27 protein-coding genes and 1 tRNA gene are annotated in these 25456 nt (G+C 72.0%); 18 read left to right on the forward strand and 10 right to left on the reverse strand.

The window, feature by feature from the left end; genetic code table 11:
• The first annotated feature begins 87 nt into the window (after positions 1-87).
• The 4 genes from ASD33_RS25065 (at position 88) to ASD33_RS25080 (ending at position 4003) form a co-directional block, all read left to right on the forward strand.
• Entirely contained in the window at positions 88-651 is a 564-nt protein-coding gene (locus ASD33_RS25065) for an alpha/beta hydrolase (protein ID WP_056564834.1), read from the forward strand.
• 10 nt (positions 652-661) lie between these two features.
• On the forward strand, positions 662-1597 hold the full coding sequence (gene pip, locus ASD33_RS25070; protein WP_056564837.1) for a prolyl aminopeptidase: 936 nt from the start codon (positions 662-664) through the stop codon (positions 1595-1597).
• Between the two features lie 116 nt (positions 1598-1713).
• On the forward strand, positions 1714-2322 hold the full coding sequence (locus ASD33_RS25075; RefSeq protein WP_056564839.1) for an HhH-GPD-type base excision DNA repair protein: 609 nt from the start codon (positions 1714-1716) through the stop codon (positions 2320-2322).
• 127 nt (positions 2323-2449) lie between these two features.
• Positions 2450-4003 carry a M28 family metallopeptidase gene (locus ASD33_RS25080; RefSeq protein WP_056564842.1) on the forward strand — a complete coding sequence of 518 codons (1554 nt, stop codon included), beginning with the start codon at positions 2450-2452 and terminating at the stop codon, positions 4001-4003.
• A 9-nt stretch (positions 4004-4012) separates the two neighbouring features.
• Here ASD33_RS25080 and ASD33_RS25085 read toward each other — a convergent pair whose 3' ends face one another.
• Positions 4013-5623: a helicase HerA-like domain-containing protein gene (locus ASD33_RS25085; RefSeq protein WP_056564845.1), complete on the reverse strand. Its 1611-nt coding sequence runs from the start codon at positions 5621-5623 to the stop codon at positions 4013-4015.
• A gap of 97 nt (positions 5624-5720) precedes the next feature.
• Between ASD33_RS25085 and ASD33_RS25090 the strand changes: the two genes are divergently transcribed.
• Positions 5721-6017 carry a type II toxin-antitoxin system VapB family antitoxin gene (locus tag ASD33_RS25090; protein ID WP_015034993.1) on the forward strand — a complete coding sequence of 99 codons (297 nt, stop codon included), beginning with the start codon at positions 5721-5723 and terminating at the stop codon, positions 6015-6017.
• 117 nt (positions 6018-6134) lie between these two features.
• The gene (locus ASD33_RS25095) at positions 6135-6764 is read left to right on the forward strand and encodes a LytR C-terminal domain-containing protein (RefSeq protein WP_056564848.1); all 630 of its coding nucleotides are present in this window, start codon (positions 6135-6137) and stop codon (positions 6762-6764) included.
• A 75-nt stretch (positions 6765-6839) separates the two neighbouring features.
• On the opposite strand, the gene upp is transcribed toward ASD33_RS25095, so the two are convergent.
• Positions 6840-7475, reverse strand: a complete 636-nt coding sequence (gene upp / locus ASD33_RS25100; protein WP_056564851.1) for a uracil phosphoribosyltransferase — start codon at positions 7473-7475, stop codon at positions 6840-6842.
• 92 nt (positions 7476-7567) lie between these two features.
• Between upp and ASD33_RS25105 the strand changes: the two genes are divergently transcribed.
• From ASD33_RS25105 to ASD33_RS36545, 9 genes are all read left to right on the forward strand, one after another.
• On the forward strand, positions 7568-7777 hold the full coding sequence (locus ASD33_RS25105) for a hypothetical protein (RefSeq protein ID WP_056564854.1): 210 nt from the start codon (positions 7568-7570) through the stop codon (positions 7775-7777).
• A gap of 227 nt (positions 7778-8004) precedes the next feature.
• Entirely contained in the window at positions 8005-8544 is a 540-nt protein-coding gene (locus ASD33_RS25110; protein ID WP_056564857.1) for a hypothetical protein, read from the forward strand.
• Between the two features lie 62 nt (positions 8545-8606).
• Positions 8607-9035, forward strand: a complete 429-nt coding sequence (tadA, locus tag ASD33_RS25115) for a tRNA adenosine(34) deaminase TadA (RefSeq protein WP_079045039.1) — start codon at positions 8607-8609, stop codon at positions 9033-9035.
• A 55-nt stretch (positions 9036-9090) separates the two neighbouring features.
• Positions 9091-9175: transfer RNA gene (locus ASD33_RS25120), tRNA-Ser, on the forward strand.
• Positions 9176-9613: 438 nt separating this feature from the next.
• A complete protein-coding gene (locus tag ASD33_RS35865) occupies positions 9614-9778 on the forward strand; it encodes a hypothetical protein (protein ID WP_199863589.1) in 165 nt (54 codons plus the stop codon).
• A 9-nt stretch (positions 9779-9787) separates the two neighbouring features.
• Positions 9788-10081, forward strand: a complete 294-nt coding sequence (locus tag ASD33_RS25125) for a Dabb family protein (protein WP_056564863.1) — start codon at positions 9788-9790, stop codon at positions 10079-10081.
• A gap of 223 nt (positions 10082-10304) precedes the next feature.
• Positions 10305-11150, forward strand: a complete 846-nt coding sequence (locus ASD33_RS25130; protein WP_030318136.1) for an RNA polymerase sigma factor SigF — start codon at positions 10305-10307, stop codon at positions 11148-11150.
• A gap of 235 nt (positions 11151-11385) precedes the next feature.
• Positions 11386-12300 (forward strand): RNA polymerase sigma factor SigF, encoded by a 915-nt coding sequence (locus tag ASD33_RS25135; protein ID WP_056564869.1) that lies wholly within the window; start codon positions 11386-11388, stop codon positions 12298-12300.
• A 620-nt stretch (positions 12301-12920) separates the two neighbouring features.
• A complete protein-coding gene (locus ASD33_RS36545) occupies positions 12921-13205 on the forward strand; it encodes a hypothetical protein (protein WP_242427256.1) in 285 nt (94 codons plus the stop codon).
• Here ASD33_RS36545 and ASD33_RS25145 read toward each other — a convergent pair.
• The 3 genes from ASD33_RS25145 to ASD33_RS25155 form a co-directional block, all read right to left on the reverse strand.
• The gene (locus ASD33_RS25145; protein WP_056564872.1) at positions 13186-14043 is read right to left on the reverse strand and encodes an alpha/beta hydrolase; all 858 of its coding nucleotides are present in this window, start codon (positions 14041-14043) and stop codon (positions 13186-13188) included. The two genes, ASD33_RS36545 and ASD33_RS25145, sit on opposite strands and share 20 nt — an antisense overlap.
• Entirely contained in the window at positions 14040-14612 is a 573-nt protein-coding gene (locus tag ASD33_RS25150; protein WP_056564876.1) for a TetR/AcrR family transcriptional regulator, read from the reverse strand. Before ASD33_RS25150 ends, ASD33_RS25145 begins: the two co-directional genes overlap by 4 nt.
• Before the next feature lie 207 nt (positions 14613-14819).
• The gene (locus ASD33_RS25155) at positions 14820-15752 is read right to left on the reverse strand and encodes an oxidoreductase (RefSeq protein ID WP_056564879.1); all 933 of its coding nucleotides are present in this window, start codon (positions 15750-15752) and stop codon (positions 14820-14822) included.
• Positions 15753-15880: 128 nt separating this feature from the next.
• On the opposite strand from ASD33_RS25155, the gene ASD33_RS25160 reads away from it, so the two are divergent.
• The gene (locus ASD33_RS25160) at positions 15881-16549 is read left to right on the forward strand and encodes a TetR family transcriptional regulator (RefSeq protein WP_056565654.1); all 669 of its coding nucleotides are present in this window, start codon (positions 15881-15883) and stop codon (positions 16547-16549) included.
• Positions 16550-16684: 135 nt separating this feature from the next.
• Here the strand turns inward: ASD33_RS25160 and ASD33_RS25165 are convergent, their stop codons facing one another.
• Positions 16685-16912, reverse strand: a complete 228-nt coding sequence (locus ASD33_RS25165; protein ID WP_056564882.1) for a hypothetical protein — start codon at positions 16910-16912, stop codon at positions 16685-16687.
• Between the two features lie 190 nt (positions 16913-17102).
• On the opposite strand from ASD33_RS25165, the gene ASD33_RS25170 reads away from it, so the two are divergent.
• Both ASD33_RS25170 and ASD33_RS25175 read left to right on the forward strand, forming a co-directional pair.
• On the forward strand, positions 17103-17555 hold the full coding sequence (locus ASD33_RS25170; protein ID WP_056564885.1) for a MarR family winged helix-turn-helix transcriptional regulator: 453 nt from the start codon (positions 17103-17105) through the stop codon (positions 17553-17555).
• 15 nt (positions 17556-17570) lie between these two features.
• Entirely contained in the window at positions 17571-19205 is a 1635-nt protein-coding gene (locus ASD33_RS25175; protein ID WP_079045010.1) for an MDR family MFS transporter, read from the forward strand.
• Between the two features lie 172 nt (positions 19206-19377).
• On the opposite strand, the gene ASD33_RS25180 is transcribed toward ASD33_RS25175, so the two are convergent.
• From ASD33_RS25180 to ASD33_RS25195, 4 genes are all read right to left on the reverse strand, one after another.
• Complete coding sequence (locus ASD33_RS25180) at positions 19378-20157, reverse strand: TetR/AcrR family transcriptional regulator C-terminal domain-containing protein (protein WP_056564892.1); 780 nt, start codon at positions 20155-20157, stop codon at positions 19378-19380.
• Positions 20158-20192: 35 nt separating this feature from the next.
• Entirely contained in the window at positions 20193-21716 is a 1524-nt protein-coding gene (locus ASD33_RS25185; RefSeq protein WP_056564895.1) for an MFS transporter, read from the reverse strand.
• A gap of 119 nt (positions 21717-21835) precedes the next feature.
• Positions 21836-23998: a glycosyltransferase family 39 protein gene (locus ASD33_RS25190; protein WP_056564899.1), complete on the reverse strand. Its 2163-nt coding sequence runs from the start codon at positions 23996-23998 to the stop codon at positions 21836-21838.
• Positions 23995-25266, reverse strand: coding sequence for a bifunctional glycosyltransferase family 2/GtrA family protein (locus tag ASD33_RS25195; protein WP_056564903.1), 1272 nt, complete (start codon positions 25264-25266; stop codon positions 23995-23997). Before ASD33_RS25195 ends, ASD33_RS25190 begins: the two co-directional genes overlap by 4 nt.
• Between the last annotated feature and the right edge of the window lie 190 nt (positions 25267-25456).

Below are 25456 nucleotides of genomic sequence, written 5' to 3' on the forward strand. Positions count from 1 at the left end.
GCCGGAGCGCCACGGCCGCGCGCGTCCGGGTGACCGCCTGACGGACGACGGTGGACCCGGAACGCCCGCCGGTCGCAGGATCGTGCCATGACCACGTATCTGATCCTGCACGGCTACGAGAACCACCGTCCGCCCGGCCACTGGCAGCACTGGCTCGCCGGGGAGCTCCGGGCGCGCGGCCACGAGGTGCGCTACCCGCAGCTCCCCGAGCCCGACGCGCCCGTGCTCGCCGACTGGCTCGCCGCCCTGGAGGAGCACGGGAAGCGGCCCGCCGAGGGGGAGTTCGTGGTCCTCGCGCACAGCCTGTCCGTACTGCTCTGGCTGCGCGCCGGGGAGCGCCGCCCGGAGGCCGACCGGGTGCTGCTCGTCGCCCCGCCCTCGCCGCCGGTGACCGCCTCGATCCCGCCGATCGCCGCCTTCGCGGACGGGCTCGACCTCGCCGAGCGTGGCCTCGACGCGGCGCGCCTGGTGTACGGGGACGGGGACCCGTACTGCCCCGAGGGCGCCGACCTGCACTACGGCCTGCCGCTCGGGCTCGACGTGGACCACGTACCGGGCGGGAAGCACCTCAACCCCGATTCGGGGTACGGGGAATGGGCCTCGCTCCTGGCCTGGTGCGAGGACCCCGCCGTGCGGATCGGGGGCCGGTAGGGTCGGCCGGATGCACCCGGAATCCGCACCGTACGACCAGGGCCTGCTCGACGTGGGCGACGGCAACCGCGTCCACTGGGAGGTCTCCGGCAACCCGGAGGGCCGGGCCGCGCTCGTCGTCCACGGCGGGCCCGGCTCCGGTTCCTCCCCGCGCAGCCGACGGCTCTTCGACCCCGCGGCGTACCGGGTGGTCCTCTTCGACCAGCGCGGCTGCGGCCGCTCCACCCCGCACGCGAGCGACCCGGCCGCCGACATGTCCATGAACACCACCGCGCACCTGGTCGCGGACATGGAGCGGCTGCGCGAGCACCTCGGGATCGAGAAGTGGCTGCTGTACGGCGGCTCCTGGGGGTCCACGCTGATCCTGGCGTACGCGGAGGCGCATCCCGAGCGCGTCTCGGCGATCGTGATCGCGGCCGTGACGACCACCCGCCGTTCCGAGACGGCCTGGCTGTACGAGGGGGTCGGGCGCTTCTTCCCGGAGGCCCACGAGCGCTTCCGGGCCGGGGTCGAGGGCTCCGCCGACCTCGTCGGCTCGTACGCCGAGCTGATGAACCACCCCGATCTCGCCGTACGGGAGAAGGCGGCGGCCGACTGGTGCGCCTGGGAGGACGCGGTGCTCTCGATGGAGGGCATGGGCACCCCGTACACCGACCGCGTCGACGACGCCCGGCTGGGCTTCGTCCGGATCTGCTCGCACTACTTCGCGCACGGCGCCTTCCTGGAGGAGGGTGCGCTGATCCGTGACGCCCACCGGCTGGCCGGCATCCCCGGCGTCCTCGTGCACGGCCGGATCGACATGGGCGGGCCGCTCTCCACCGCCTGGGAGCTGGCGCGCGCGTGGCCGGACGCGGAGCTGCACGTGGTCGAGGGCGCGGGACACCTGGGCGGCGAGGAGACCCGGAAGCTGGTCCTGACCGCCCTGGACCGGTTCGCGAAGGAATGAACCCGGCCGGTGCGCGAGGGAGGGGGCAGGCCCGTTCGCGCGGGGGCGTACCCGACCCGTTCGCGAAGGGGTGAATCCACCGGGCGGCCGTCACGCGCGCGCGTGATGATCGGTGCATGAGTCCCCAGCCCCCCGAGATCCACCTCGCCCAGCAGCCCGAGGCCGACGCGCTGCTCGGCCGGTCCCCGCTCGCCGCGCTCGTCGGCATGCTGCTCGACCAGCAGGTCCCGATGGAGTGGGCGTTCTCGGGGCCGTACACGATCGCCTCGCGGCTCGGCGCGGACGACCTCGACGCACACGAGATCGCCTCCCGGGACCCGGAGGAGTTCGCCGCGCTGCTCTCCGAGAAGCCGGCCGTGCACCGCTACCCGGGCTCGATGGCCCAGCGCGTGCAGCAGCTGTGCCGGTTCCTCGTCGAGGAGTACGGGGGCGACGCCGAGGCCGTCTGGTCGGACGCGGCGACCGGGAAGGAACTGCTCGCCCGCCTGGAGGCGCTGCCCGGCTTCGGCAAGCAGAAGGCGCAGATCTTCCTCGCCCTGCTGGGCAAGCAGTACGGGGTCCGGCCGAAGGGCTGGCGGGAGGCGGCGGGCCCGTACGGCGAGCAGGGGTCCCACCGCTCGGCCGCCGACATCACGGGCCCGGAGTCGCTCGCGAAGGTCAGGGCCCACAAGCAGGAGATGAAGGCGGCGGCGAAGGCCGCGAAGGCCGCCAAGTCCCCCACATAGTCAGGGAATCATCAACTCCACATGTCAATCCTGCTCGATGTGACAGGAATTGTGGAGAAGGTGTTCACAGAACGCCCTACAGATCGCTAACTTCCCCTCAACCTCGTCCGTAACGGGAAGGACTTCTGTGAACGCAACCCAGCGCCGGGCCGCGGCCGTTCTCGCCGCCGCCGCACTCGCCACTCCGCTGGTCCTCGCCTCCCCCGCCACCGCGGGGCAGGACCCCACGGCCGCGCCCGCCCGCGACGCCGCCAAGCTGGCGAAGAAGCTGGTCCGCGAGACGACCGCCAAGGACGCCTTCGCGCATCTGCAGAAGTTCCAGGCGATAGCCGACTCGGCCGGCGGCAACCGCGCGGCCGGCTCGCTCGGCCACGACGCCTCGGCCGCGTACGTGTACACGCAGCTCAAGAAGGCCGGCTACGACGTCCGGTACCAGAAGTTCGAATTCTGGTACACGGAGACGCTCGCCGAGAAGGCCGCCGTCGTCTCCCCCGCCCCGCGGGCGCTCGACATCAAGGCCATGACGTACACCAAGTCCACCCCGGTCGGCGGCATCACCGCGGCCGTCACGGTCGTGCCCGTCGACGCCGACGGCACGACCGGCTGCGAGCCCTCCGACTTCGCCGCCGGCGCCTACACGGGCAAGATCGCGCTGGTCAAGCGCGGTGGCTGCTCCTTCGCGATCAAGCAGCAGAACGCCGGCGCCGCCGGTGCCGCCGCCGCCCTCGTCTACAACAACGTCGACGGCACGCTCTCCGGCACCCTCGGCGACGTGGCCTCGGGCAGGATCCCGACCGCCGGCCTCAGCCTGGCGCAGGGCACCCAGCTCGCCGCCGACGCCGCCGCGGGACCGGTCTCGCTGTCGCTGGAGATCCGCGAGCTCCAGGAGAAGCGCAGCACCAACAACGTCCTCGCGGAGACCAAGGGCGGCAACGCCGCCAACACCGTGATGCTCGGCTCGCACCTGGACTCCGTCACCGCGGGCCCCGGCATCAACGACAACGGCTCGGGCTCCGCCGGTCTCCTCCAGACCGCCCTCGAGCTGGCCAAGTCGAAGGACAAGGTCCGCAACAAGGTCCGCTTCGCCTGGTGGTCGGCGGAGGAGAACGGCCTCCTCGGCTCCGAGCACTACGTCAACAACCTGACCGCGCTCGACAAGGGCGAGATCAAGCTCTACCTCAACTTCGACATGATCGCCTCGCCGAACTACGGGCTGTTCGTCTACGACGGCGACAACTCCGACAACGCCGGCGAGGGCGCGGGCCCGGAGGGCTCGGCCCAGCTGGAGCGGGACATCACCGACTTCATGGACAAGCGCGGACTCCCGCACGCGGGCACCGACTTCGACGGCCGCTCCGACTACGGCCCGTTCATCGAGGTCGGCATCCCCTCCGGCGGCACCTTCACCGGCGCCGAGGGCATCAAGACCGCCGCGCAGGCCGCCCTGTTCGGGGGCACGGCGGGTGTCGCGTACGACGTGAACTACCACGCCAAGGGCGACGACCTGAAGAACATCAACATGACGGCCTTCGACGCGAACATCAAGGTCATCGCCAACGCCGTGGGCACCTACGCCCACGACATCTCCTCGCTGCGCAAGCCGGTCGTCTCCGTCCCGACCTCCGGCGACGCGAGCGCCGGAGGCGGCCTGCACGCCGACCACGACCAGGTCACCGAGTAGGCCTCACGGCTACCTCCTCCGGCGGGCGGTACCGAAGATCGAGCGGCTGATCTCCCGGCCGAGCTGGGTGCCGATCGACCGCGCGAGGGATGTGAACATCCCACTGCCCACCACTTGTTCGGCCAGCGAGGGCTCCGGTTTCGGAGCCCTCGCTCCCGTCTTCGCGGACTCCTTCTCGGCCGCCTTCGCCGCCTTCTCCGCCTCCGCGGCGGCTGCGGCCTCCAGCGCCGCCGACTCCGCCGCGTGCTGCTCGGCCGTCAGCTTCTCGTACGCCGACTCCCGGTCCACCGCCTCCGCGTACCGCCCGTGGAGCGGCGAGGCCTTCACCGCCGCGTCCAGGACCGCCGCGTCGACCGGACCCATCAGCGACTCCGGCGCCCGCAGCCGGGTCGCCGCCACCGGGGTCGGCGCACCCCGCTCGCTCAGTACGGTGACCACCGCCTCGCCCGTACCGAGCCCGGTCAGCACCTCCTCCAGGTCGTACGGCGAGTTCGGGAAGGTCCGTACGGTCGCCTTCAGCGCCTTCGCGTCGTCCGGGGTGAAGGCCCGCAGCGCGTGCTGCACCCGGTTGCCGAGCTGGGCGAGCACCTCCCCGGGTACGTCTCGCGGAGTCTGCGTCACGAAGAAGATCCCGACGCCCTTGGAGCGGATCAGCCGGACCGTCTGGGTGATCGACTCCAGGAACGCCTTCGAGGCCCCGCTGAACAGCAGGTGCGCCTCGTCGAAGAAGAAGACCAGCTTCGGCTTGTCCAGGTCGCCGACCTCCGGCAGGTCGTTGTAGAGGTCCGCCAGCATCCACATCAGGAAGGTCGAGAACAGCTGCGGCTTGTCCTGCACGGCCGGCAGCTCCAGGACCGAGACGATGCCGCGCCCGTCCTCCGCCGTCCGCAGGAGCTCGCCCGTGTCGAACTCCGGCTCCCCGAAGAAGCCGCCCGCGCCCTCCTGCTCGAAGGCCGTGAGCGCCCGCAGGATCACGCCCGCCGTCGCCGTCGAGAGCCCGCCGATCCCCTTCAGTTCGGGCTTCCCGAGGTCCGACACCAGGAAGGCCACCACCGCCCGCAGGTCCTTGAGGTCCACCAGCTCCAGGCCCTTGGCGTCCGCGTAGTGGAAGATCAGGCCGAGCGACTGCTCCTGCGTCTGGTTGAGCCGGAGCACCTTGGAGAGCAGGAGCGGGCCGAAGCTGGTCACCGTGGCGCGCACGGGGATGCCGGGGCCGGTGCCGCCGAGACCGTAGAACTCGCAGGGGAAGCCGGTCGCCCGCCACTCCTGCCCGACCTGCCCGGCCCGCTCCCTGACCTTCTCGCCGTCGGCGCCGGGGGCCGAGATGCCGGAGACGTCGCCCTTGATGTCGGCGAGGAAGACGGGCACGCCGTGCGCCGAGAGCTGCTCGGCGATCAGCTGGAGCGTCTTCGTCTTGCCGGTGCCGGTCGCGCCGGCGACCAGACCGTGCCGGTTGAGGACGGGCAGCGGGATGCGGATCCGCGCGTCCGGGTGACAGACGCCGTCCCAGAGCAGGGCTCCCAGATCGAGTGCCGCGCCGTCGAAGGCGTATCCCGCGGCGATCTCCGCGGCCGTTCCGGTGGCCGTTCCGGTGGCCGACGGCTGCTCACTCACGCTCATGAGAGGACCCCGATTTCGGATTTGTCACGATGTGCACCAGCATCCCACTGCCCTCGCGTGGCTGCGCCGGGAGCCGCTCGCCCGGTAGGCTTTCCGTGTGATCTTCAAGCGCATCGGAAACGGAAAGCCGTATCCCGACCACGGCCGGGAAAGCACCCGGCAGTGGGCGGACGTCGCGCCGCGCCCGGTCCGCCTCGACCAGCTGGTCACCACCAAGGGCCAGCTGGACCTCGAGACGCTGCTCGCCGAGGACTCCACCTTCTACGGCGACCTCTTCGCGCACGTCGTGAAGTGGCAGGGCGATCTCTACCTCGAGGACGGACTGCACCGCGCGGTCCGCGCGGCGCTCCAGCAGCGCCAGGTGCTGCACGCCCGCGTCCTGGAAATGGACTGAGCCGGCGCCTCGCGGCCCCGCTCCCGCTGACCCTTTCGGGGTCAGTTCGCCCCCATCCGGACGCGATCACATGATCATCAAGTAGGCATCGCCGACGGGCGGCACTACGCTGCGTCCATGAGCATGCTCACTCCCCCCGGAATGGGCGGAAAGTACCGCATCACGGGGGATGTCTATCCCCGGATGCGCCGCCCCCACCGCCGGCGCAGGATCATCCTCGCGGCCGCGGCCGCCGTGGTCGTGCTCGGCGCGGCCGGCTGGGGCACGCTCCAGCTCGTCGACGTCTTCTCGGGCGACGAGGGCAAGAAGACGACGGCCGGGAAACAGACCGACTGCAAACCCGCCGCCAAGGCCACCACCGCGCCCGCCGCGCTGCTCCCCAAGCCCGCCCAGATCACGGTGAACGTCTACAACGCGACCCCGCGCAGCGGTCTCGCCAAGACGACCGCGGACGAGCTCAAGAAGCGCGGCTTCAAGATCGGCAAGGTGGGCAACGCGCCCACCGCGTACGACAAGAAGGTCACCGGCGCCGGTCTGCTGCTCGGCGCCACGACCGCCACCAAGGGCGCCTTCCCGGTCCTCGGCACCCAGCTCAAGGGCGCCACGACCAAGACGGACACCCGGGCCACGGCGGACGTCGACCTGATCATCGGGACCGCCTTCAAGAACCTGGCCCCGAAAACGACGGCGGACGCGGCCCTGGTCGCCCTGACCAAGCCCGCGCCCGTACCGACCGGGAAGTGCTGAGACCTACTCGGCGGAGCCGGCGGTTCTCTATTCGGCGGAGCCGGCGGTTCCCTACTCGGCGGAGCCGGCGGTTCCCTACTCGGCGGAGCCGTACATGCGGTCGCCCGCGTCGCCCAGGCCCGGGACGATGTAGCCGTTCTCGTTGAGGCGCTCGTCGACCGAGGCCGTCACGACGGTGACGGGGGTGCCCGCGAGCTCGCGCTCCATGACCTCGACGCCCTCCGGGGCGGCGAGGAGCACCACGGCGGTCACGTCGTCGGCGCCGCGCCGGATCAGCTCCTGGATCGCCGCGACGAGCGTGCCGCCGGTCGCCAGCATCGGGTCCAGGACGTACACCTGACGGCCCGAGAGGTCCTCCGGCATCCGCGTCGCGTAGGTCGACGCCTCCAGCGTCTCCTCGTTGCGGATCATGCCGAGGAAACCGACCTCGGCGGTCGGCAGCAGCCGCACCATGCCGTCGAGCATGCCGAGCCCGGCGCGCAGGATCGGGACCACCAGCGGACGCGGGTACGACAGCTTCACGCCGGTCGTCGGGGTGACGGGGGTCTCGATGTCGACCTGCTCGGTCCGGACGTCCCTGGTGGCCTCGTAGGCGAGCAGGGTGACCAGCTCGTCGGCCAGACGGCGGAAGGTCGCGGAGTCCGTGCGCTTGTCGCGCAGGGTGGTGAGCTTGTGGGCGACCAGGGGGTGGTCGACGACGTGGAGACGCATGACTCAACAGTAGCCCGCCGCGCACTGGCGTCGACCCACGCCACTGGGGGAAGGTGGGAGCACGGGGACCCAGCGATGGGGTGGAGTGGCCGATGCCCGACCTGGAAGAACCGGCCGAGGACGCCGCCGAGCGGGCGGCCCGGAGGCCGGCGCCGGAGACGGACGCGGAGCGCCGCAGGCGCCGCGCCCAGTTCCTCCGCGAACTCAACGAGGCGAAGGCGCTGCGCGAGCGCGTGCAGCCGAGACGCGCACGGGCCGCGCGGATGCGCCAGGCCATGCGCATGCGGACCTTCCGCTGGTGAGGGCCCCGCGGCGACACGCTGGCGGACCACGGCGGGACTCGGCCGTGCGCCCCCCGTGTGCGCCGGGGTCGCACGCCCACCCGATCGCGGGGTCGTTCAGACTGATGCACGACGCAAGAGCCGAAGACCTCTCCTGAGAGCGTCGTTTCTGTCACGATGCCGATTGGGCGGGGCATCAGGAGCGCACCGCCGGATCGTCACACCTCTGATCAGTGGGAGAGAGTCAGGTGTACTTCGCCGCACTGCTCGCGCGCACCGAAGACGGGTGGGAAGCGAGCGACACGGAGCTCGACGACGTGGAGACCCTGTCGGATCTGACCGAGCTCGCCCGCGAGGCCTCGGACGACGACACGGTGATCGTCTTCATCGAGCAGGAGGACGCGTGGTTCGGGATCGTGCGGATCGAGGGTGAGGAAGACCCTCGTATCTACGTCTCGGACGGCGCCGCCGCCGCCCGTTCCTCGTACGGGGAGATCCTCACCCGGGAGATCCTCGGCGACGACGTCGACGCCCTCGTCGACGAACTGGAGTCGCTGGACCTGGACGGCACGGAGGACGGGGAGCCGCTCGACGGCGACGCGGACGACGACGACGACGAGGGGACGGGGGTCGCCGCCGAGGCGGTGCCGGCCGCTCCGGTCGGCGACCGGCTGATCCTCGCGGACCTCGGCATGTCGGCCGCCGACCTGCTGGCGCTCGACAGCGACGCGCTCGCGGAGATCGCGGACGCGCTGGGGGCCGCCGAGGTCCTGGAGGCCGTCCGCTAGTGGCCTCCGCCGTACCCGCCGCACCCGTCCCCGATCCCGTACGGGACCCCTGGCGGGACTCCATGCGGCTCGCCCTCGCCGAGGCCGACGCGGCCGCGCCGGCCGGTGACGTACCGGTCGGTGCCGTCGTGCTCGGCCCCGACGGCACCGTGATCGCCCGCGGCCACAACGAGCGCGAGGCGGCCGGTGACCCCACCGCGCACGCCGAGGTGCTCGCGCTCCGGCGGGCGGCCGCGGCGACCGGGGAGTGGCGCCTGACGGGGTGCACGCTCGTCGTGACCCTGGAGCCGTGCGTGATGTGCGCGGGCGCCCTCGTCCAGTCGCGGGTCGAGCGGGTGGTGTTCGGCGCCGTGGACGAGAAGGCGGGGGCGGCCGGCTCGCTCTGGGACCTCGTACGGGACCGGCGGCTCAACCACCGCCCCGAGGTGATCCAGGGCGTCCTCGGCGAGGAGTGCGCCGCGCAGCTCACGGCCTTCTTCCGCGACCGCTGACCCGTCGCGGGACACGGATTTCATCGCAGCCCGAGTTTCGGCTAAGCTCTCTCTCGGTAGCGTGTCCGAGCGGCCGAAGGAGCTCGCCTCGAAAGCGAGTGTGGGGAAACTCACCGAGGGTTCAAATCCCTCCGCTACCGCTTCGATCGAAGGGCCTGGTGCATCAGCACCGGGCCCTTCGGCGTATCTCCGGAGCCTCCGGCCGGTGCGCGTACGCGAAAGGCCCCGGCGGCGCTCAGGGCGCGTACCGGGGCCGTCTCCGTGGGGACGGAAGCTTGGCCGGGGGGAGCGGCATCGGGGGGACAAGCCGCTCCCCCCGATGAGAACCGGGCCCGACAAGTCCTGCGCCGCAGTCAGGGGGGAAGCTCGCGGCGCGGACCCCGCAGTGCGGGCCGGTTCCAGGAGCCCTTCGGATTCCTGCCAGATCCTCCGGGCTCGACATCCATACTGCTCTGCCGTCACCCTTCCGGGGGGCGGCAAAAGGCCTCGGTCTCAGGGTCCTTGGTCCATAAAGCCTCGGTTAGGCTGGCGCGGTCGTACGGGCGGGGACACAGGCGGGGGAACAGGGGAGCGGGCAGATGGCGCAAGCGAAGAAGGTCGCGCTGTACGCGGTCGTGGTCTTTGTGCTGTACACGATCGTCACGTCCCCCTCGCGGGCCGCCGACCTCGTGCAGGTAGGGTTCGAGGGCATTTCCAGCGCCGCCCAGGGTGTCGGCGAGTTCATGACCGAACTCATCAACTAGGAGCCCTCCGTGATCCGCCATCTGGTCCTGTTCAAGCTCAACGACGGCGTCTCCCGCGACGAGCCCCGTGTCGTCGCCGGCGTCGAGGCGTTCCGCGCGCTCGGCGGCCAGATCCCGGAGCTGCGCTTCTGGGAGTGCGACTGGAACATCACCGACCGGCCGATCGCGTACGACTTCGCCATCAACTCGGCCGTCGAGGACACCGACGCGCTCCAGCGCTACCTGGACCACCCCGCGCACCAGGCGGGTGTCGCCCAGTGGCGCGAGTTCGCCACCTGGGTGATCGCGGACTACGCGTTCTAGCTCTCGGGCGTCCCCAGGACGCCGACCGGGCCCCCTGCCGTCGCGGCGGGGGGCTTTTCCGTGCGTGACCTCCCCTTTTTCCGTCAACATGCCCTCAACACGTCGCTATGCGGTGCTTGCACACAGTGGACATGTCTTGTGATGCTATGACCGCTTTTGACGGATGAGTTGACCGTAGTTGACCCAATCGACCAGCAAGACCAGCCAAAGGGGTGGCGTGAACGTGCCGGCCAGTACAGCGCCTCAAGTCCCGCCCCAGCACGAGGCAGGCGGCGCGGAGACTCCTCGCCCCCGCCCCCAGAGCACCCGTGGCGCCGACACCCGCGCCCTCACCCAGGTGCTCTTCGGGCAGCTCAAGAACCTGGAACCGGGCACTCCCGAGCACCACCGGGTGCGCGGGGCTCTCATCGAGGCCAACCTGCCGCTCGTGCGGTACGCGGCGGCCCGCTTCCGCTCCCGCAACGAGCCGATGGAGGACGTCGTCCAGGTCGGCACCATCGGCCTGATCAACGCCATCGACCGCTTCGACCCCGACCGGGGCGTCCAGTTCCCCACCTTCGCCATGCCGACGGTCGTCGGCGAGATCAAGCGGTACTTCCGCGACAACGTCCGCACCGTGCACGTGCCGCGCCGGCTGCACGAGCTGTGGGTGCAGGTGAACGGCGCCACCGAGGACCTGACGACCGCTCACGGGCGCTCCCCCACGACCGCCGAGATCGCCGAGCGGCTGCGGATCGGCGAGGACGAGGTGCTCGCCTGCATCGAGGCCGGGCGCTCGTACCACGCCACCTCCCTGGAGGCCGCGCAGGAGGGCGACGGGCTGCCCGGGCTGCTCGACCGGCTCGGCTACGAGGACCCCGCCCTGGCCGGCGTGGAGCACCGGGACCTCGTCCGGCACCTGCTCGTCCAGCTGCCCGAGCGGGAGCAGCGGATCCTGATGCTGCGCTACTACAGCAACCTGACCCAGTCTCAGATCAGCCAGGAACTCGGCGTCTCCCAGATGCACGTGTCAAGGCTCCTCGCCCGGAGCTTCGCGCGTTTGAGATCCGCAAACAGAATCGAGGCGTAACCGGAACGGGTAGACCGGTTCGGAGCAGTTCTGCGGCACCCCAAATGCCGTACACCCCTTGTTTCCTGCGGAAATGCACCGTTGCCTTGTCGACAAGTCACTACAGCGTGTTGCCGACATGTGACATTCTGCTCGAACCGAGTTTGCCGCAGCCCCGCCGCCGGTATTCAGGTGGAAGCTGCGTTCCTCAGATGGTCGCGGCCACCGCGACCGTCCGCGACCTCAAGGGGGTGGCATGTCCACAGAACTGGGCAGCTCGAAGGTGCTCACGCTCACGCCCGTTCCCGTGCCCACGCAGACGACGGCGCCGGCCGCGACCGACAGCACGGAGACGGCTCCGGCCGCGCCTCCGCCGATGGTCGTCACGTCCGGCGCCCTCGACACCCGCACCCTCTCCCGCTCCCTCTTCCTGAGGCTGCGCGCCCTCGACACCGAGGGCGCCGCCGCGGACAGCCCGGAGCGGACCTACGTCCGCGACACCCTCATCGAGCTCAACCTGCCGCTCGTGCGGTACGCGGCGGCCCGCTTCCGCTCGCGCAACGAGCCGATGGAGGACATCGTCCAGGTCGGCACCATCGGCCTGATCAAGGCGATCGACCGCTTCGACTGCGAACGCGGCGTGGAGTTCCCGACCTTCGCCATGCCGACCGTCGTCGGCGAGATCAAGCGCTTCTTCCGCGACACCTCGTGGTCGGTGCGCGTCCCGCGCCGCCTCCAGGAGCTGCGCCTCGCCCTCACCAAGGCCAGCGACGAGCTCGCCCAGAAGCTCGACCGCTCCCCCACCGTCCCCGAACTCGCCGCCGTGCTCGGGGTGTCGGAGGAGGACGTCGTCGACGGCCTCGCCGTGGGCAACGCCTACACCGCCTCCTCCCTCGACTCCCCCTCGGCCGAGGACGACGGCGGCGAGGGCTCGCTCGCGGACCGCCTCGGCTACGAGGACACCGCCCTCGAAGGCGTCGAGTACCGCGAGTCGCTCAAGCCGCTGCTCGCCAAACTACCGCCCCGCGAGCGGCAGATCATCATGCTGCGCTTCTTCGCCAACATGACCCAGTCGCAGATCGGTGAGGAGGTCGGCATCTCCCAGATGCACGTCTCCCGGCTGCTCACCCGCACCCTCGCCCAGCTGCGCGAGGGCCTCATCGGCGACTGACTTCCGCAAAAACCTGCCTAGTTGACGGCCCGTCAGCCAGACTGGGGAGTATGAGGCGAAGGAAGCCGGTACTCGTGGCGGTGGCGCTCTGCCTCGGCGGGGCGCTGACCGCCTGTGGCGGAGGAGACGGCGAGGGGTACGCGGCGGTCGGCGCCGGCTCCTCCCCCGGCGGCGCGGCCGCCCCCTCGGGCGCGGTCACGCTGATCCCCCTGGACGGACCCACGACGAGCGGGGACACGTCCAGCACGTCGTCGCCCTCGCCGGAGGCGGAGGCAGGAGCGGGGGCGTCAGGGGAAGGTCCGGGGTCGGGTTCAGGGCCGGGCTCGGGGTCCGGTGCGGGTTCGGGGTCCGGTGCGGGCTCGGGTGACGCGTCCACGGCCGGGGGATCCGGTACGGGGTCGGGCTCGGGGTCCGGGTCGGGGTCCGGGTCCGGCTCAGGTACGGCTCCGGGTACTGGCACCGGCACTGGCACCGGGAGTACCTCCCCGCGCCCCGGCGCGAGCACCCCTCCCCGTACGCCCTCGGCGCCGTCCTCCCCGTCCCCGCCCTCACCCGGCACCGGTACGCCCGCACCGACCGGCCCCACGCCGTCGCCCGGGCCCGCGCTGCTCAGCGTCTCCGTGCCCGTCCTCGCCGACGGGGATCAGCGCTGGTGCGAGCGGGTCACCGTCACCATCCGGAACAGCGGGGGCACGGCGGCCCGTTCGGGCACGGTCACCTTCGCCACCCATGTCATCGGCGCCCTCGGCATCGACTGGGCCACGCTCACCTCCACGCAGCCGCTCTCCGCGCCGCTCGCCGCCGGGGCGGCGCGGACGGAGACGTACACCGTGTGCGTGGACTCCTGGCGGGTGCCGCTGGGGATGCGGATCGACACCCGGGCCGTCACCGCCGCAGGGCGGTGAGCAGCACCTCCGCGAACTCCGCCGGGCGCTCCGTGCAGCCCAGGTGCCCGCCGGGGAACTCCGTCGTGCCGACGCCGGTCAGCTCGGCGAGCCGCGCGGCCGGTCCGACCAGCGGCTCCTGACCGGCGGACGTCGCGCCGACGCCCAGGACCAGCTTGCCGGCGGCGGCCCGCAGCCCCTCGACCTCCGGGGTGGAGGAGGAGAAGGGGCACAGCATGTGCTCCAGGAAGAACGGCATGTTCGCCGTCATCCTGCCCGCCATCTCCTGGATTCCAGGCGGGAGTTCGGTCGGCTTCGGTTCCCCGTTCCGCTCTTCCTCGCTGCCGCTCCCGTCGCTCCTCCCGCCGCCGAGGCCTTCGGTGAACCGGGCCGTCGCGGGGCCGACCCCCGCCGTCCGGGCCAGCTCCCGCACCTCGGCGAAGAGCGCCCGGTGCGGGGCCGGTTCGGCCAGCAGCCCGAGGAGCGGCGGCTCGTGGGCGACGACCCGCCGCAGCCGCTCCGGGTGGCGGGCGAGCAGGTCGAGCGCCACGATCGCGCCGGAGCTGCTGCCGAAGACGTACGCCTCCCGGTCCGGCGCGAGCAGATCGAGGAGGCGGGCGGCGTCCTCGCTCCACTCCTCGACCGACTGGTCGGCGGCCGGCCCGTCGAGCGGGCTGCGGGAGAGCCCGCGCGGGTCGTACGAGACGACGGTGTGGCCCGCCGAGGCGAGCAGGTCCGCCATCCCCTCGAAGAGCCCCGCGTCCCCGGCCCCGCCGGGGATCAACAGCAGGACGGGGCCGCTGCCCCGTGTCTCGTACCGCAGGGTGGCGCCGGGGACGGGCAACGTTCCGTGGTTCATGAGGGGTTCCCCCAGGTGTCCAGAACGTCGTGGAGGGCGTCGAGCGACCGCGCCCAGGAAGCGGCGACGGGCCTGGAGTGCGCGAAACCCCCACTCAGTTCGATGTGGATGTAGCCGTGGAAGGCGCTCCGGAGCAGGCGTCCGGCGTCGGTGAGGTCGGGCTCTTCGAGGCCGTAGCCGCGCAGCATGCCGTGGGTGAGCTCGACGGCCCGCAGGAAGACGGCGGTGTCGGTGACCTCCGCCGGGTCGATCCGCTGCTGGGTGGCCGCGTAGCGCCCGGGGTGCGCGAGGGCGTAGTCGCGGTAGGCGTCGGCGAAGGCGATGAGCGCCGCCTTGCCGGACCGGCCGGCGACGGCGGCCCCGATGGCGTCGTTCATCTCGCCGGAGGCGAGGAGGGCGAGCCGCACCCGCAGGTCCCGCAGGTTCCTGATGTGCGAGTAGAGGCTCGCGTCCTTGACCCCGAAGCGGCGGGCCAGCGCCGAGACGGTGACCCGGTCCAGGCCGCTCTCGTCCGCCATCTCGGCGGCGGCCCGCACCAGCCCGTCGACGGTGATTCCCGCACGCACCACGAGGTTTCCCCCTCTTCCTGATCCCGGCGTTCCCGGAACTTCCTAGAGCACCTAGGCAGAAAGCTAACAGTCCTAGTTTCGGGTGCGCAGGGATTTTCGGAGGCCGCGGCCCGGGGGCCTCGGCGGCCGGGCGGCCCGGTGGATGGGCGGGGCCCCGCGGACGGGCGGGGCTCAGTGGACGGGCGGGGCTCAGTGGACGGGCGGGCCTCAGTGGCCGGGAAAGCGCACCCCGGTCAGGTCCTCCGAGAGCTCCCACAGCCGGCGGCCCGTGTCGGGGTCGGCCGCCTCGTCCGAGAGGCGGACGCGGGTCGGGGCGCCGCGCAGCTCCCCCGGGCCGTCCGGGCCGATGAACTCGCCGCCCGTGAGGCCCGGTTCCGTCGCCGCGTACAGCTGCGGCAGCGCGCCCCGCTCCGGGCGCTGGGCGAGCAGCGGGTTGCCGATGCGGCCGAAGAACAGCTTCGCCAGACCGGAGGTGTCCTTCATCTGGAGGCTGGTGGCGGTGTACCCGGGGTGGGCGAGCACGCTGCGGACGGGGCTCGCGGTCGCGGTCAGGCGGCGGTGCAGCTCCCGGCCGAAGACGGCGTTGGCGAACTTCGACTGGTTGTAGAAGGCCATGGGTCCGTAGCCGTGCTCGCCGGTCGGGTCGTCGAAGCGGAGGCTTCCCTGCCGGTGGTTGATCGAGCTGACCGTGACCACCCGGGGGTCCCGTCCGGCGGCGAGCGGGCCGAGCAGCAGGCCGGTGAGCGCGAAGTGGCCGAGGTGGTTGGTGGCGAACTGGAGCTCGTGGCCCTGGGGGCTCAGGGTGCGGGGCGGGGCCATCACGCCCGCGTTGTTGACGAGGACGTCGAGGCGGGGGTGCTCCTCGCGCACCCGGCCGGCGAAGGCGCGTACGGAGTCGAGGTCCGCGAGGTCCAGCGGGCGTACGGCGAGGAGGTCCGGCGCGACTCCGGCCGCCGTGAGCCGCTCGACGGCAGCGCGGCCCTTGTCCTCGTCCCGTACGGCGAGGATCACGCGCCCGCCCCGGAGGGCGAGCTCCCGGGTGGTGGCGAGGCCGAGGCCGCTGTTGGCCCCGGTGACGAGGAAGAGCCGCCCGGTCTGGTCCGGGATCCGGTCGGCGGTCCAGCGCTGCTTCTTGGTCATGCGGCACACGTTGCCGCTCGTGTCACCGAGTGTCAAGCGCGCTACTGGATGCCGTGCGGGACACCGCGTACCATTCCTGCGTGAGCACCCGCCCCGAAACCGGTCCTGTCGCCACCCCTGCCTCCGGCCTGACAGCCGGTCCCGTCCCCGGCACCGGCCCCTCCGCCTCCGCCTCCGCGAGCCTGGCTCAGCGCAAGCGGCAGCTGGTCGCGACCGAGCTGACCGAGGCCGCCCTCCAGCTGCTCGCCCTCAAGGGGTTCGACGCGGTCACCGTCGACGAGATCGCGACCACCGCCGGGGTCTCCAAGCGGACCTTCTTCCGGTACTTCGCGTCCAAGGAGGACGTGGTCGTCCAGTTCCTGGCCGACATGGGCGCCGACATGCGCGCCGCTCTCGCCGCCCGGCCCGCCGGGGAACGCCCCTCCGAGGCCCTCCTGCACGCGGTCTCCGTCCCCCTCACCGCCTGCGGGGACCACGCCGAGCGCGCCCTCCCGGTGGTCCGGCTGATCCTGCGGACGCCCGCGCTGCTCGCCCGCTTCCTGGAGCACCAGGCGCGCTGGCGCGAGGAACTGACGGCGGAACTGGGGGAACGCCTCGGGCTCGACCCCCGGACCGACCTCCACCCCCGGCTGGCGGCGGGCATGGCACTGGCCGCCTTCGACGCCGTACTGCACCGGTGGAGCGACGGCGAACACACAGGGCTCACAGAGAGCGCAGCAAGCACGGAGGACCCGGGCGCGCTGATCGCGGAGGCCTTCGCGGTCCTCGCACCGGCACTGGACCGGGCGGCCTCGTAGGCGCAGGGCCACGACAGCCCCCCGGGCATGGCGCTCCGGCAGCCCCGGAGCCACGACCCGGAAAAGAAGAAGGGTGGGCCGGGTCCGCTCCACGCGGATCCGGCCCACCCCGGGTTCGGGAGCGGGCGGGCGGTCTCAGCCCAGGGCCAGCCAGGCGACGGCCGCCAGGACGACGATGACCGCGACCACGCCCACGATCAGGCCGACCTTCGGGCCGCCCGAGGCGGCCACGGCCTGCGGCTGCTGCCGCTGCGGAGCCCCCTCGTCGACGAAGGCGCGGAACATCTGGGTGTTGCCGGCGGGGTCGTAGGAGCCCTCGGGGCCCTGGCCCTGGCCGTACGGTGCTTGGGGGTTGTGTGCCATGGGTCAGGACCCTAGCGAAGTACGGGTGGCGGGCCCAAGCCCCGTACCCCCACCCCGGGACGAGAGGCCGACGCCCGCCCGACCCGCCCGCCTTTACCGATTCTTTAGCGCTGTTTGACCGATTTAGTTTGCCTGGAGCAACCATCCATCTCTATGGTTGCCCTAAGCAACAACATCGATGGGGTGTCCGATGGGATCACTGGAACGAGGCCGTCTCTACGAGAACCTCGCCCGCCAAGTGAGCGCCATCGGAGCCGTGAAGCGCGGACTCGCGCGGACCCTGCCCGCCGAATGCCCCGGCGGATCCGCGATCGTCCTCGCCCTGCTGAACCACCACGGCGACATGCGGATGGGCCGGGTGTCCGAGCTGATGGCCGTCGACATGTCGGTCAGCAGCCGTCACGTGGCCCACACCGTGGACCGCGGCTGGGTCGAGCGCCTGCCCGACCCCGCCGACAGGCGCTCCCGCATCCTCCACCTGACCGGGGCGGGCGAAGACATGCTCGCCGTCCTCGACCGACGGCTGACCGACATGCTCGCCCGCACCCTCGCGGAGTGGTCCGACGAAGACGTCGAATCGCTCACCACCCTGCTCGCCCGCCTCCGCGATTCCTTCGGGGACTGCCGGGCCCACCACGCTTGAGAACGAAGGAAGTTGATGGCTACCACCACACCGGGCACGGGTGTGCGCGGCGGGAACGCCAAGCAGGGGGACACCGTCTCCGGCGGCGCCCCGATGACGCACAAGCAGATCATGGAGGCGCTGTCCGGGCTGCTGCTCGGCATGTTCGTCGCCATCCTGTCCTCGACGATCGTCTCCAACGCCCTCCCCCAGATCATCTCCGACCTGGGCGGCGGCCAGTCCGCGTACACCTGGGTGGTCACCGCCTCCCTCCTGGCGATGACCGCGACCACCCCGCTCTGGGGCAAGCTCGCGGACCTCTTCTCCAAGAAGCTGCTGGTCCAGATAGCCCTGGTCATCTACGTGGCGGGCTCGATCGTCGCCGGTCTCTCGCAGAGCACCGGCATGCTGATCGCCTGCCGGGTCGTCCAGGGCATCGGCGTCGGCGGTCTGACCGCCCTCTCCCAGATCATCCTGGCCGCGATGATCGCCCCGCGTGAGCGCGGCCGGTACAGCGGCTACCTCGGCGCGACCTTCGCCGTCGCCACCGTCGGCGGCCCGCTGCTCGGCGGCGTCATCACCGACACCGAGTGGCTCGGCTGGCGCTGGTGCTTCTACGTCGGCGTGCCGTTCGCGATCATCGCGCTGCTCGTCCTGCAGAAGACCCTGAAGCTCCCCGTCGTGAAGCGTCAGGTCAAGGTCGACTGGGCCGGTGCCTTCTTCATCAGCGCCGCCGTCTCCCTGCTGCTCGTCTGGGTCACCTTCGCGGGCGACAAGTACGACTGGATCTCCTGGCAGACGGCCGCCATGGTGCTCGGTTCGATCGCGCTCGGCGGGATCTTCGTGTTCGTCGAGTCGAAGGCGAGCGAGCCGATCATCCCGCTCCGCCTCTTCCGCAACCGCACGATCACCCTGGCCTCGCTCGCCTCGCTCTTCGTGGGTGTCGCGATGTTCGCCGGCACGGTCTTCTTCAGCCAGTACTTCCAGCTGGCGCGGAACGAGTCGCCGACGATGTCCGGCGTCCTCACCATCCCGATGATCGCGGGCCTGTTCGTCTCCTCGACCGTCTCCGGCCTGATCATCACCAAGACCGGCCGCTGGAAGGCCTGGCTGGTCAGCGGTGGCGCCCTCGCCGCCGGCGGCCTCGGCATGCTGGGCACGATCCGCTACGACACGGCGTACTGGCACATCGCGCTGTTCATGGCGGTGCTGGGTCTCGGCATCGGCATGATGATGCAGAACCTGGTGCTCTGCACCCAGAACCAGGTGGCCCCCGCCGACCTCGGCGCCGCCTCCTCCGTCGTCACCTTCTTCCGCTCCCTGGGCGGTGCGATCGGTGTCTCGGCGCTCGGCGCGGTCATGGCCCACCGGGTCACGAGCTACGTCAAGGAGGGCCTGGCCGAGCTGGGTCCGAAGGCGGCCGGCGCGATGGGCAAGGGCGGCGGTGGCGGCATCCCCGACATGGACAAGCTGCCGGCCCCGATCCGGACGGTCATGGAGGACGCGTACGGGCACGGCGTCGGCGACGTCTTCCTCTACTCGGCGCCCTTCGCGCTGCTGGCCTTCGTGGTGACGCTGTTCATCAAGGAGGTCGCGCTGAAGAGCAACTCGGTGACGGCGGACGAGAAGACCGACGCCACGGCCGGCGTGAAGGCCGACGCGAAGGCCTAGGAAAAGCTCCCGGCCGCGCTTCGAGCGGAGGCGCGGCCGGGTCCGGTACGGAGCGGCGGGCAGGGGACGGCCCGCCGCTCCGTCATGTCCGCCGTCGGGTCACCCCGGGCGTCCGGCCGTCTCCGCCGTCACGCCCACCGTCGGGTCACCCGGGCGTCCGGTCACTCCGCCGTCACGCCCGTCGTCCCTCGGCCTCGCGCGCGACCATCGTCTCGATGCCGGCGACCAGGACGTCCAGGGCGTAGGCGAAGTCCCGGTCCCAGACGGCGCTGACGCTGCCGTGCGAGGCCCGCTCGTCGAGGATCTCCCTCATGCCGCGGGTCTGCTCCACGAACTCCGGGTCGTCCCGGAAGGCCTTGATCGCGTCCACGTAGAACTCGTCCTGCGACATCCCGGCCTCCGCCGCGCGCCGGCCGAACTGGGCCTCGATCGTCCCGTAGCCGTACACGAACTGGAAGACCGCCGACATCGCGCTCGGCTGGCGGTCCAGCGAGAGGCCGGTGTCCCGGATCGCCTCGTGGATCTTCTGTCCGACGGCCACCGCGTTCGGGCCGATGTTCAGGTACTGGCCCGCGCACGGCGACATCCACGCGTGCCGGACCAGCATCCGCCGGTACTCCAGGGCGAGGACGCGGATCCGCTCCCGCCAGTCCCCCGCGGCGTCGATGGCGACGAGGTCGATCTCCCCGTAGACGCTGTCCATGGCGAACTCGATGATGTCGTCCTTGGTGTCCACGTACCAGTAGAGGGACATGGCCGTGACGCCCAGCTCGGTGGCGAGCCTGCGCATCGAGAACTTGGCCAGTCCCTCCTCGTCGAGCATCCGGATCGAGGCGGTGACGATCCGGTCCCGGTCGAGCCCGGCGGGACCGCCACCGCTGCGCGTGGCCCTCTGCTCCAGCCAGACGCTGGAACGCGCCGGGTTCTTGGCCCGTTCGGCTGCCTTGACCATCGCGTTCCTCCGTCTGTCAGCGTTCCGACACCATGCTAGGCAGCGACGGGCTGCTCGGGGGCCACGGCCTTCTCCGCCCGCTCGGCCCGCCTGAGCAGGGCCGCCGCGACCAGACCGCCCGCGAAGACGGCGGTGGCGCCGACCAGCTGGCTGGTCTGGAGGCCGGAGGCGAAGGCGTCGGAGATCTGCTGCCGCTCGGCCTCGCCGCCGGCGGCGGCCAGGGCGGCCGGGAGCGAGGTCGCGGTGACGGCGACCAGCGCGGCGAAGCGGGCGTTGAGGACGGCGCCGAGGACGGCGACGCCCAGGCCGTTGCCGAACTCGGCGAGGGTGCCGTTGATCCCGGCGCCCACGCCCGCCTTCTCCGGCGGGATCGCGCTCATGATCGCGTTGGCCATGGCCGGGGAGGAGACGGCGATGCCGCCGCCCATCAGGACCAGGCCGAGCAGCATGCCCGCGTAGCTGCCGTCCGTACCGCCGCCGAGCAGCGCGATCGAGGTGAGACCCGCGGCCACCAGGGTCATGCCGAGGACGACGGTGGGCGGGGTGCCCAGCTTCATGACGATCCTCGGGCCGATGCCGGTGAGGTTGAGGCCGACGATGGTCAGCGCGAGCGGCGCCATCCGCAGACCGGCTTCGAGGGGCTCGTAGCCGAGCACGAACTGCAGGTGCTGGGTGAGCAGGAAGAGCGAGCCGCCCATGCCGAAGACGACCAGGATCGAGCCGCCGATGGCGCCGATGAACTTCTGGTTCCGGAAGAAGTGCATGTCGAGCATCGGGTACGGGGTGTGCAGCTCCCACAGCGCGAACGCGCCGAGGCCGAGCACGCCGACCACGGCCGGGACCAGCACCTGCGCGGAGATCCAGCCGTGCTCGGGGCCGCTGATGATCGCGTACACGACGGCGGTCATGCCGATGGTGGAGAGCAGCGCGCCGAGCAGGTCGGGGCGCTCGCCCTGGGGGTTCTTGGACTCCGGTACGAGCTTGAGGACGGCGACCAGGGCCACCAGCGCGACCGGGATGTTGATCAGGAAGATCATTCCCCACCAGAAGTGGTTCAGGATCACGCCGCCGATGAGCGGCCCTCCGGCGAAGCCGAGCGAGGCGACCGTGGACCACAGCGCGATGGCCTTGACCCGCTCCGAGTCGTCGAAGATCTGCATGACGACGGCGAGGGTGGTGGTCATCAGGAGGGCCCCGCCGACGCCCATGCCCGCGCGCGCGGCGATCAGCTGGCCGGTGGAGTCGGCGAGGCCGGCGGCGAGCGAGCCGAGGCCGAACAGCGCCAGACCGGTGGCGAGCAGCTTCTTGCGGCCGTAGCGGTCGGCGGCGTTGCCCGCGGAGAGCAGCAGGCCGGACTGGACGAGCGAGTACGCGTTGATCATCCACTGGATGTCGGTGGTGGTCGCGTGGAGTTCGGAGGTCAGCGAGGGGATGGCGACGCTGAGGACGGTGTTGTCGAGAAGGACGGTGAGCTGGGCCAGACAGATGACGCCGAGGATCAGCCAGCGCTGTGGATGGCCGCCGGTGGTCGGGGTGGAAGCCGTCGTGGAAGCTGCCATGGGAGAGGACTCCTTATACGGTGTACGAGGCCAAGGCTCGTACACCGTACAAGGACTCTCGTACGCTGTATAGGGATTTGTTTTCCGGGCTGTTTCCCGGCCGGCCGGAGGACCCCGGACTACTTCTCCTGGGTCAGGTCGTAGAAGGTGGCGCCGCCGATCGAGATCTTCCGGAAGGTCTCGGCGACCCAGGCGGAGATCTCCGAGTTGCCGCCGCCGGGACCGCCGCCGCCCATGCGGGCGCCGGTCTCACCGCCGCCGCCCTCACCGCTTCCGATGAAGTAGTGGATCCGGCCCTCGGAGACGTACCGCTTGAACTGCGCGAGCGTCGGGGAGGGGTCGCTGCCGTTGAAGCCGCCGATCGCCATGACCGGCTTCTCGGTGGCGAGCTGGTAGCTGGCCGCGTTCTGGGCGCCGACGGTGGCCGCGACCCACGTGTAGTCGCCGGCGTCCGCGAGGAGCGCGGCCTTCGCCTGCGCACCGACGTTCGCACCGTTGAGGAGACCGCCCATGCCGCCGGCCCCCATGCCGCCGCCTTCGCCGCGCGTCATTCCCCCCTGAGGGGCGCCCGCGGGCACTCCGGGAGGCGCCGCCGGAGACATGCCTTGCGGCGGAGTGCCACCACCCGGCATCCGGCCCTGGCCTGCCTGTCCCGTCTGCCCCGGAGGCTGCATCTGGCCCTGGCCGCCGCCCGGGAAGCCGTACAGCATCCGCATCCCGCCGTCCCGGCCGCCACCCGGACCGCCGCGCATGCCGCCGAAACCGGCCCCGGCCGGGCCCGCCGTCACGATCGAGCCCTGGTGCCCGGCGTCCACCGTCGCCAGGGTGTACGCGAACGGCCCCGCGAGCCCCGCCGCCAGGCCGAGGCCCGCGGCCCCGAGCCCGAGCCGCCGGTCCACCCGGCCCGCGAACAGCAGGCCGAGCGCGGCCACCGCGCCCGCCACCAGGACCGCCCACCGCAGCCACGGCTGCCACTCCGGCGTGCGCCCGAGGAGCGACCAGCCCCAGTACGCGGTCACCGCCACCGTCCCCGCGAGGGTCACCGAGGCGAGCAGCCGGGTGCGTTCCTCCCAGAGCACGGCCGCGCCCATGCCGACGAGCGCCGCGAGGTACGGGGCCAGGGCGACGGTGTAGTACTCGTGGAAGATCCCGGCCATGAAGCTGAACACGGCGAGCGTGATCAGCAGCGAACCGCCCCACACAAGGAACGCCGAGCGGGCGGTGTCCGTACGGGGCGCCCGCCAGGTCACGACGAGCCCCGCGACGAGCAGGAGCAGCGCGGCCGGCAGCAGCCAGGAGATCTGGCCGCCGACCGAGTCGTTGAACATCCGGCCGATGCCGGTCTCGCCCCAGCCGCCGCCCTGACCGCCGCCGCGGCCACCACCGCCGACGCTGCCGGTCTCGTTGCCGTTGATCCGGCCGAGGCCGTTGTAGCCGAAGGTCAGCTCCAGGAAGCTGTTGTCCTGCGAGCCGCCGACGTACGGCCGGGAGGACGCGGGCCACAGCTCGACCAGGGCCACCCACCAGCCCGCCGACACCAGCATCGCGAGCCCGCCCAGGGCGAGCCCGCCGAGCCGCCGCCCGAACCCGCCGGGCGCGCACGCCACGTACACGAGGGCCAGCGGCGGCAGGATCAGGAACGCCTGGAGCGTCTTCGCGAGGAACGCGAAACCGAAGGCCACCCCCGCCCACACCAGCCACCTCGCCGCGCCCCGGTCCCGCTCCAGGGCGCGCAGCACGCAGTACACGGCCACCGTCATGAGGAGCGCGAGCAGCGCGTCCGGGTTGTTGAAGCGGAACATCAGCGCGGCGACGGGCGTCAGCGCGAGCACCGCGCCCGCGATCAGACCCGCGCCCGCGCCGAACCGGCGCCGGACGGCCGCGTAGAGCACGGCGACCGTGCCCACGCCCATCAGCACCTCGGGCACCAGGATCTGCCAGGAGCCGAGGCCGAAGAGGCGGACGGAGAGCGCCATCGGCCAGAGGGCGGCCGGCGGCTTGTCGACGGTGATGGCGTTGGCCGCGTCGAGCGAGCCGAAGAAGAAGGCCTTCCAGCTCTCGCCGCCCGCCTGGACGGCGGCGGAGTAGAAGGAGTTGGCGTAACCGGAGGCGCTCAGGTTCCAGAGGTAGAGCACGGCGGTCAGGGCGAGCAGCCCGAGGAAGGCGGGCCGGACCCAGGGCGCGTCGTCGGCGCGGCCGCGCAGCAGCCGGGCGAGCCGGCCGCTTCCCTGCGGGGCGTGCGCCGGGACCGGGGCCGGGGCGGGATTGGACACGGTGGTCATCGGTCGTCCCTTGTGGTGGGCCGCTCGGGGAAGACCCAGAGCCGGAAGAGGAGGAAGCGCAGGACGGTCGCGGCGAGGTTGGCGACGACGAGGACGGCGAGTTCGGTCGAGTGCGCGGGGTCGCCCGTCGCGGCGCCGAGCGCGGCCAGCGAACCGCTGGTCAGGGCCAGGCCGATGGCGAAGACCACGAGCCCCTGCGCCTGGTGCCGGACGGCCCGGTCCCGGCCGCGCACGCCGAAGGTGAGCCGCCGGTTGGCCGCCGTGTTGGCGAGCGCGGAGACGAGGAGGGCGCCGGCGTTGGCGAACTGCGGGCCGACACCGAGCCGGAAGGCCGAGTACAGGGCGAGGTAGAACAGCGTGGACAGCGCCCCGACCACGCAGAAACCCACCAGCTGCCGGGCGAGCCCGCCCGGCACCCCGCTGAGTTCACGGTCCCTGGGGTCGTCCCCGAAGGGCCTGGCCAGCCGGTCGAGGGGCAGCGAACCCGTCGCGAGCGCCCTCCCCACCCGCCAGACGCCCTTCAGGTCGTCGGTGGCCGTGCTCACGATGTGCACGGTCGAGTCGGGGTCGTCGACCCAGTCGACCGGCACCTCGTGGATGCGGAGCCCGGCCCGCTCGGCGAGGACGAGCAGCTCGGTGTCGAAGAACCAGCCGGTGTCCTCCACCATCGGCAGCAGCCTCTCGGCGACATCCCGCCGTATCGCCTTGAACCCGCACTGCGCGTCCGAGAACCGGGCGGCGAGCGAACCGCGCAGGATCAGGTTGTACGCGCGGGAGATGAACTCCCGCTTCGGCCCCCGCACCACCCGCGAGGAGCGGGCGAGACGGGAGCCGATCGCCAGGTCGGAGTGGCCCGAGATGAGCGGGGCGACCAGCGGCAGCAGGGCGTTGAGGTCGGTGGACAGGTCGACGTCCATATAGGCGAGGACGGGCGCGTCCGAGCCCGACCACACCGTCCGCAGCGCCCGCCCGCGCCCCTTCTGTTCGAGGCGCACGGAGCGCACCTCGGGCAGCTCGTCGGCGAGCCCGGCGGCGACGGCGGGCGTGCTGTCGGTGGAGGCGTTGTCGGCGACGGTGACGCGGAAGCCGTACGGGAAGGTCCGGGAGAGGTGTTCGTGGAGCCGGCGGACGCACGGCTCCAGGTCCTTCTCCTCGTTGTAGACGGGGATCACCACGTCGAGGACGGGCCGCCCGGCGGCGCTCACCGGCAGGTGTTCCCGTGCGGGGAGGGTGCCGGACGTGGGCCCCGCGATCGTTGGGGTTCGCATGGAACGACCCTCGCCAGGGCCGCTGTCACGGCTGTGTGATGAGGCTGTGGGCCGGCTGTGAGTGTGCGTCAGGGGTGGGTTCGGGGGCGGGGCGGGGTGCGTTGCATCGCGTCAGGAGCGGGTCCGGGGCGGGGGCGGGTCGCGTCAGGAGCGGGTCCGGGGCGGGTCGCATCGCGTCAGGAGCGCGGGG

This window comes from Streptomyces sp. Root1304 (assembly GCF_001426405.1).
Classification (GTDB): Bacteria; Actinomycetota; Actinomycetes; order Streptomycetales; family Streptomycetaceae; genus Streptomyces.

What these genes read in the sequence shown, in the direction of transcription:
- ASD33_RS25065 (WP_056564834.1), top strand. Translation starts at nt 88, where the DNA reads ATGACCACGTATCTGATCCTGCACGGCTACGAGAACCACCGTCCGCCC.
- pip (WP_056564837.1), top strand. Translation starts at nt 662, where the DNA reads ATGCACCCGGAATCCGCACCGTACGACCAGGGCCTGCTCGACGTGGGC.
- ASD33_RS25075 (WP_056564839.1), top strand. Translation starts at nt 1,714, where the DNA reads ATGAGTCCCCAGCCCCCCGAGATCCACCTCGCCCAGCAGCCCGAGGCC.
- ASD33_RS25085 (WP_056564845.1), bottom strand. Translation starts at nt 5,623, where the DNA reads ATGAGCGTGAGTGAGCAGCCGTCGGCCACCGGAACGGCCACCGGAACG.
- ASD33_RS25095 (WP_056564848.1), top strand. Translation starts at nt 6,135, where the DNA reads ATGAGCATGCTCACTCCCCCCGGAATGGGCGGAAAGTACCGCATCACG.
- upp (WP_056564851.1), bottom strand. Translation starts at nt 7,475, where the DNA reads ATGCGTCTCCACGTCGTCGACCACCCCCTGGTCGCCCACAAGCTCACC.
- ASD33_RS25105 (WP_056564854.1), top strand. Translation starts at nt 7,568, where the DNA reads ATGCCCGACCTGGAAGAACCGGCCGAGGACGCCGCCGAGCGGGCGGCC.
- tadA (WP_079045039.1), top strand. Translation starts at nt 8,607, where the DNA reads ATGCGGCTCGCCCTCGCCGAGGCCGACGCGGCCGCGCCGGCCGGTGAC.
- ASD33_RS35865 (WP_199863589.1), top strand. Translation starts at nt 9,614, where the DNA reads ATGGCGCAAGCGAAGAAGGTCGCGCTGTACGCGGTCGTGGTCTTTGTG.
- ASD33_RS25135 (WP_056564869.1), top strand. Translation starts at nt 11,386, where the DNA reads ATGTCCACAGAACTGGGCAGCTCGAAGGTGCTCACGCTCACGCCCGTT.
- ASD33_RS25145 (WP_056564872.1), bottom strand. Translation starts at nt 14,043, where the DNA reads ATGAACCACGGAACGTTGCCCGTCCCCGGCGCCACCCTGCGGTACGAG.
- ASD33_RS25155 (WP_056564879.1), bottom strand. Translation starts at nt 15,752, where the DNA reads ATGACCAAGAAGCAGCGCTGGACCGCCGACCGGATCCCGGACCAGACC.
- ASD33_RS25165 (WP_056564882.1), bottom strand. Translation starts at nt 16,912, where the DNA reads ATGGCACACAACCCCCAAGCACCGTACGGCCAGGGCCAGGGCCCCGAG.
- ASD33_RS25170 (WP_056564885.1), top strand. Translation starts at nt 17,103, where the DNA reads ATGGGATCACTGGAACGAGGCCGTCTCTACGAGAACCTCGCCCGCCAA.
- ASD33_RS25175 (WP_079045010.1), top strand. Translation starts at nt 17,571, where the DNA reads ATGGCTACCACCACACCGGGCACGGGTGTGCGCGGCGGGAACGCCAAG.
- ASD33_RS25180 (WP_056564892.1), bottom strand. Translation starts at nt 20,157, where the DNA reads ATGGTCAAGGCAGCCGAACGGGCCAAGAACCCGGCGCGTTCCAGCGTC.
- ASD33_RS25185 (WP_056564895.1), bottom strand. Translation starts at nt 21,716, where the DNA reads ATGGCAGCTTCCACGACGGCTTCCACCCCGACCACCGGCGGCCATCCA.
- ASD33_RS25190 (WP_056564899.1), bottom strand. Translation starts at nt 23,998, where the DNA reads ATGACCACCGTGTCCAATCCCGCCCCGGCCCCGGTCCCGGCGCACGCC.
- ASD33_RS25195 (WP_056564903.1), bottom strand. Translation starts at nt 25,266, where the DNA reads ATGCGAACCCCAACGATCGCGGGGCCCACGTCCGGCACCCTCCCCGCA.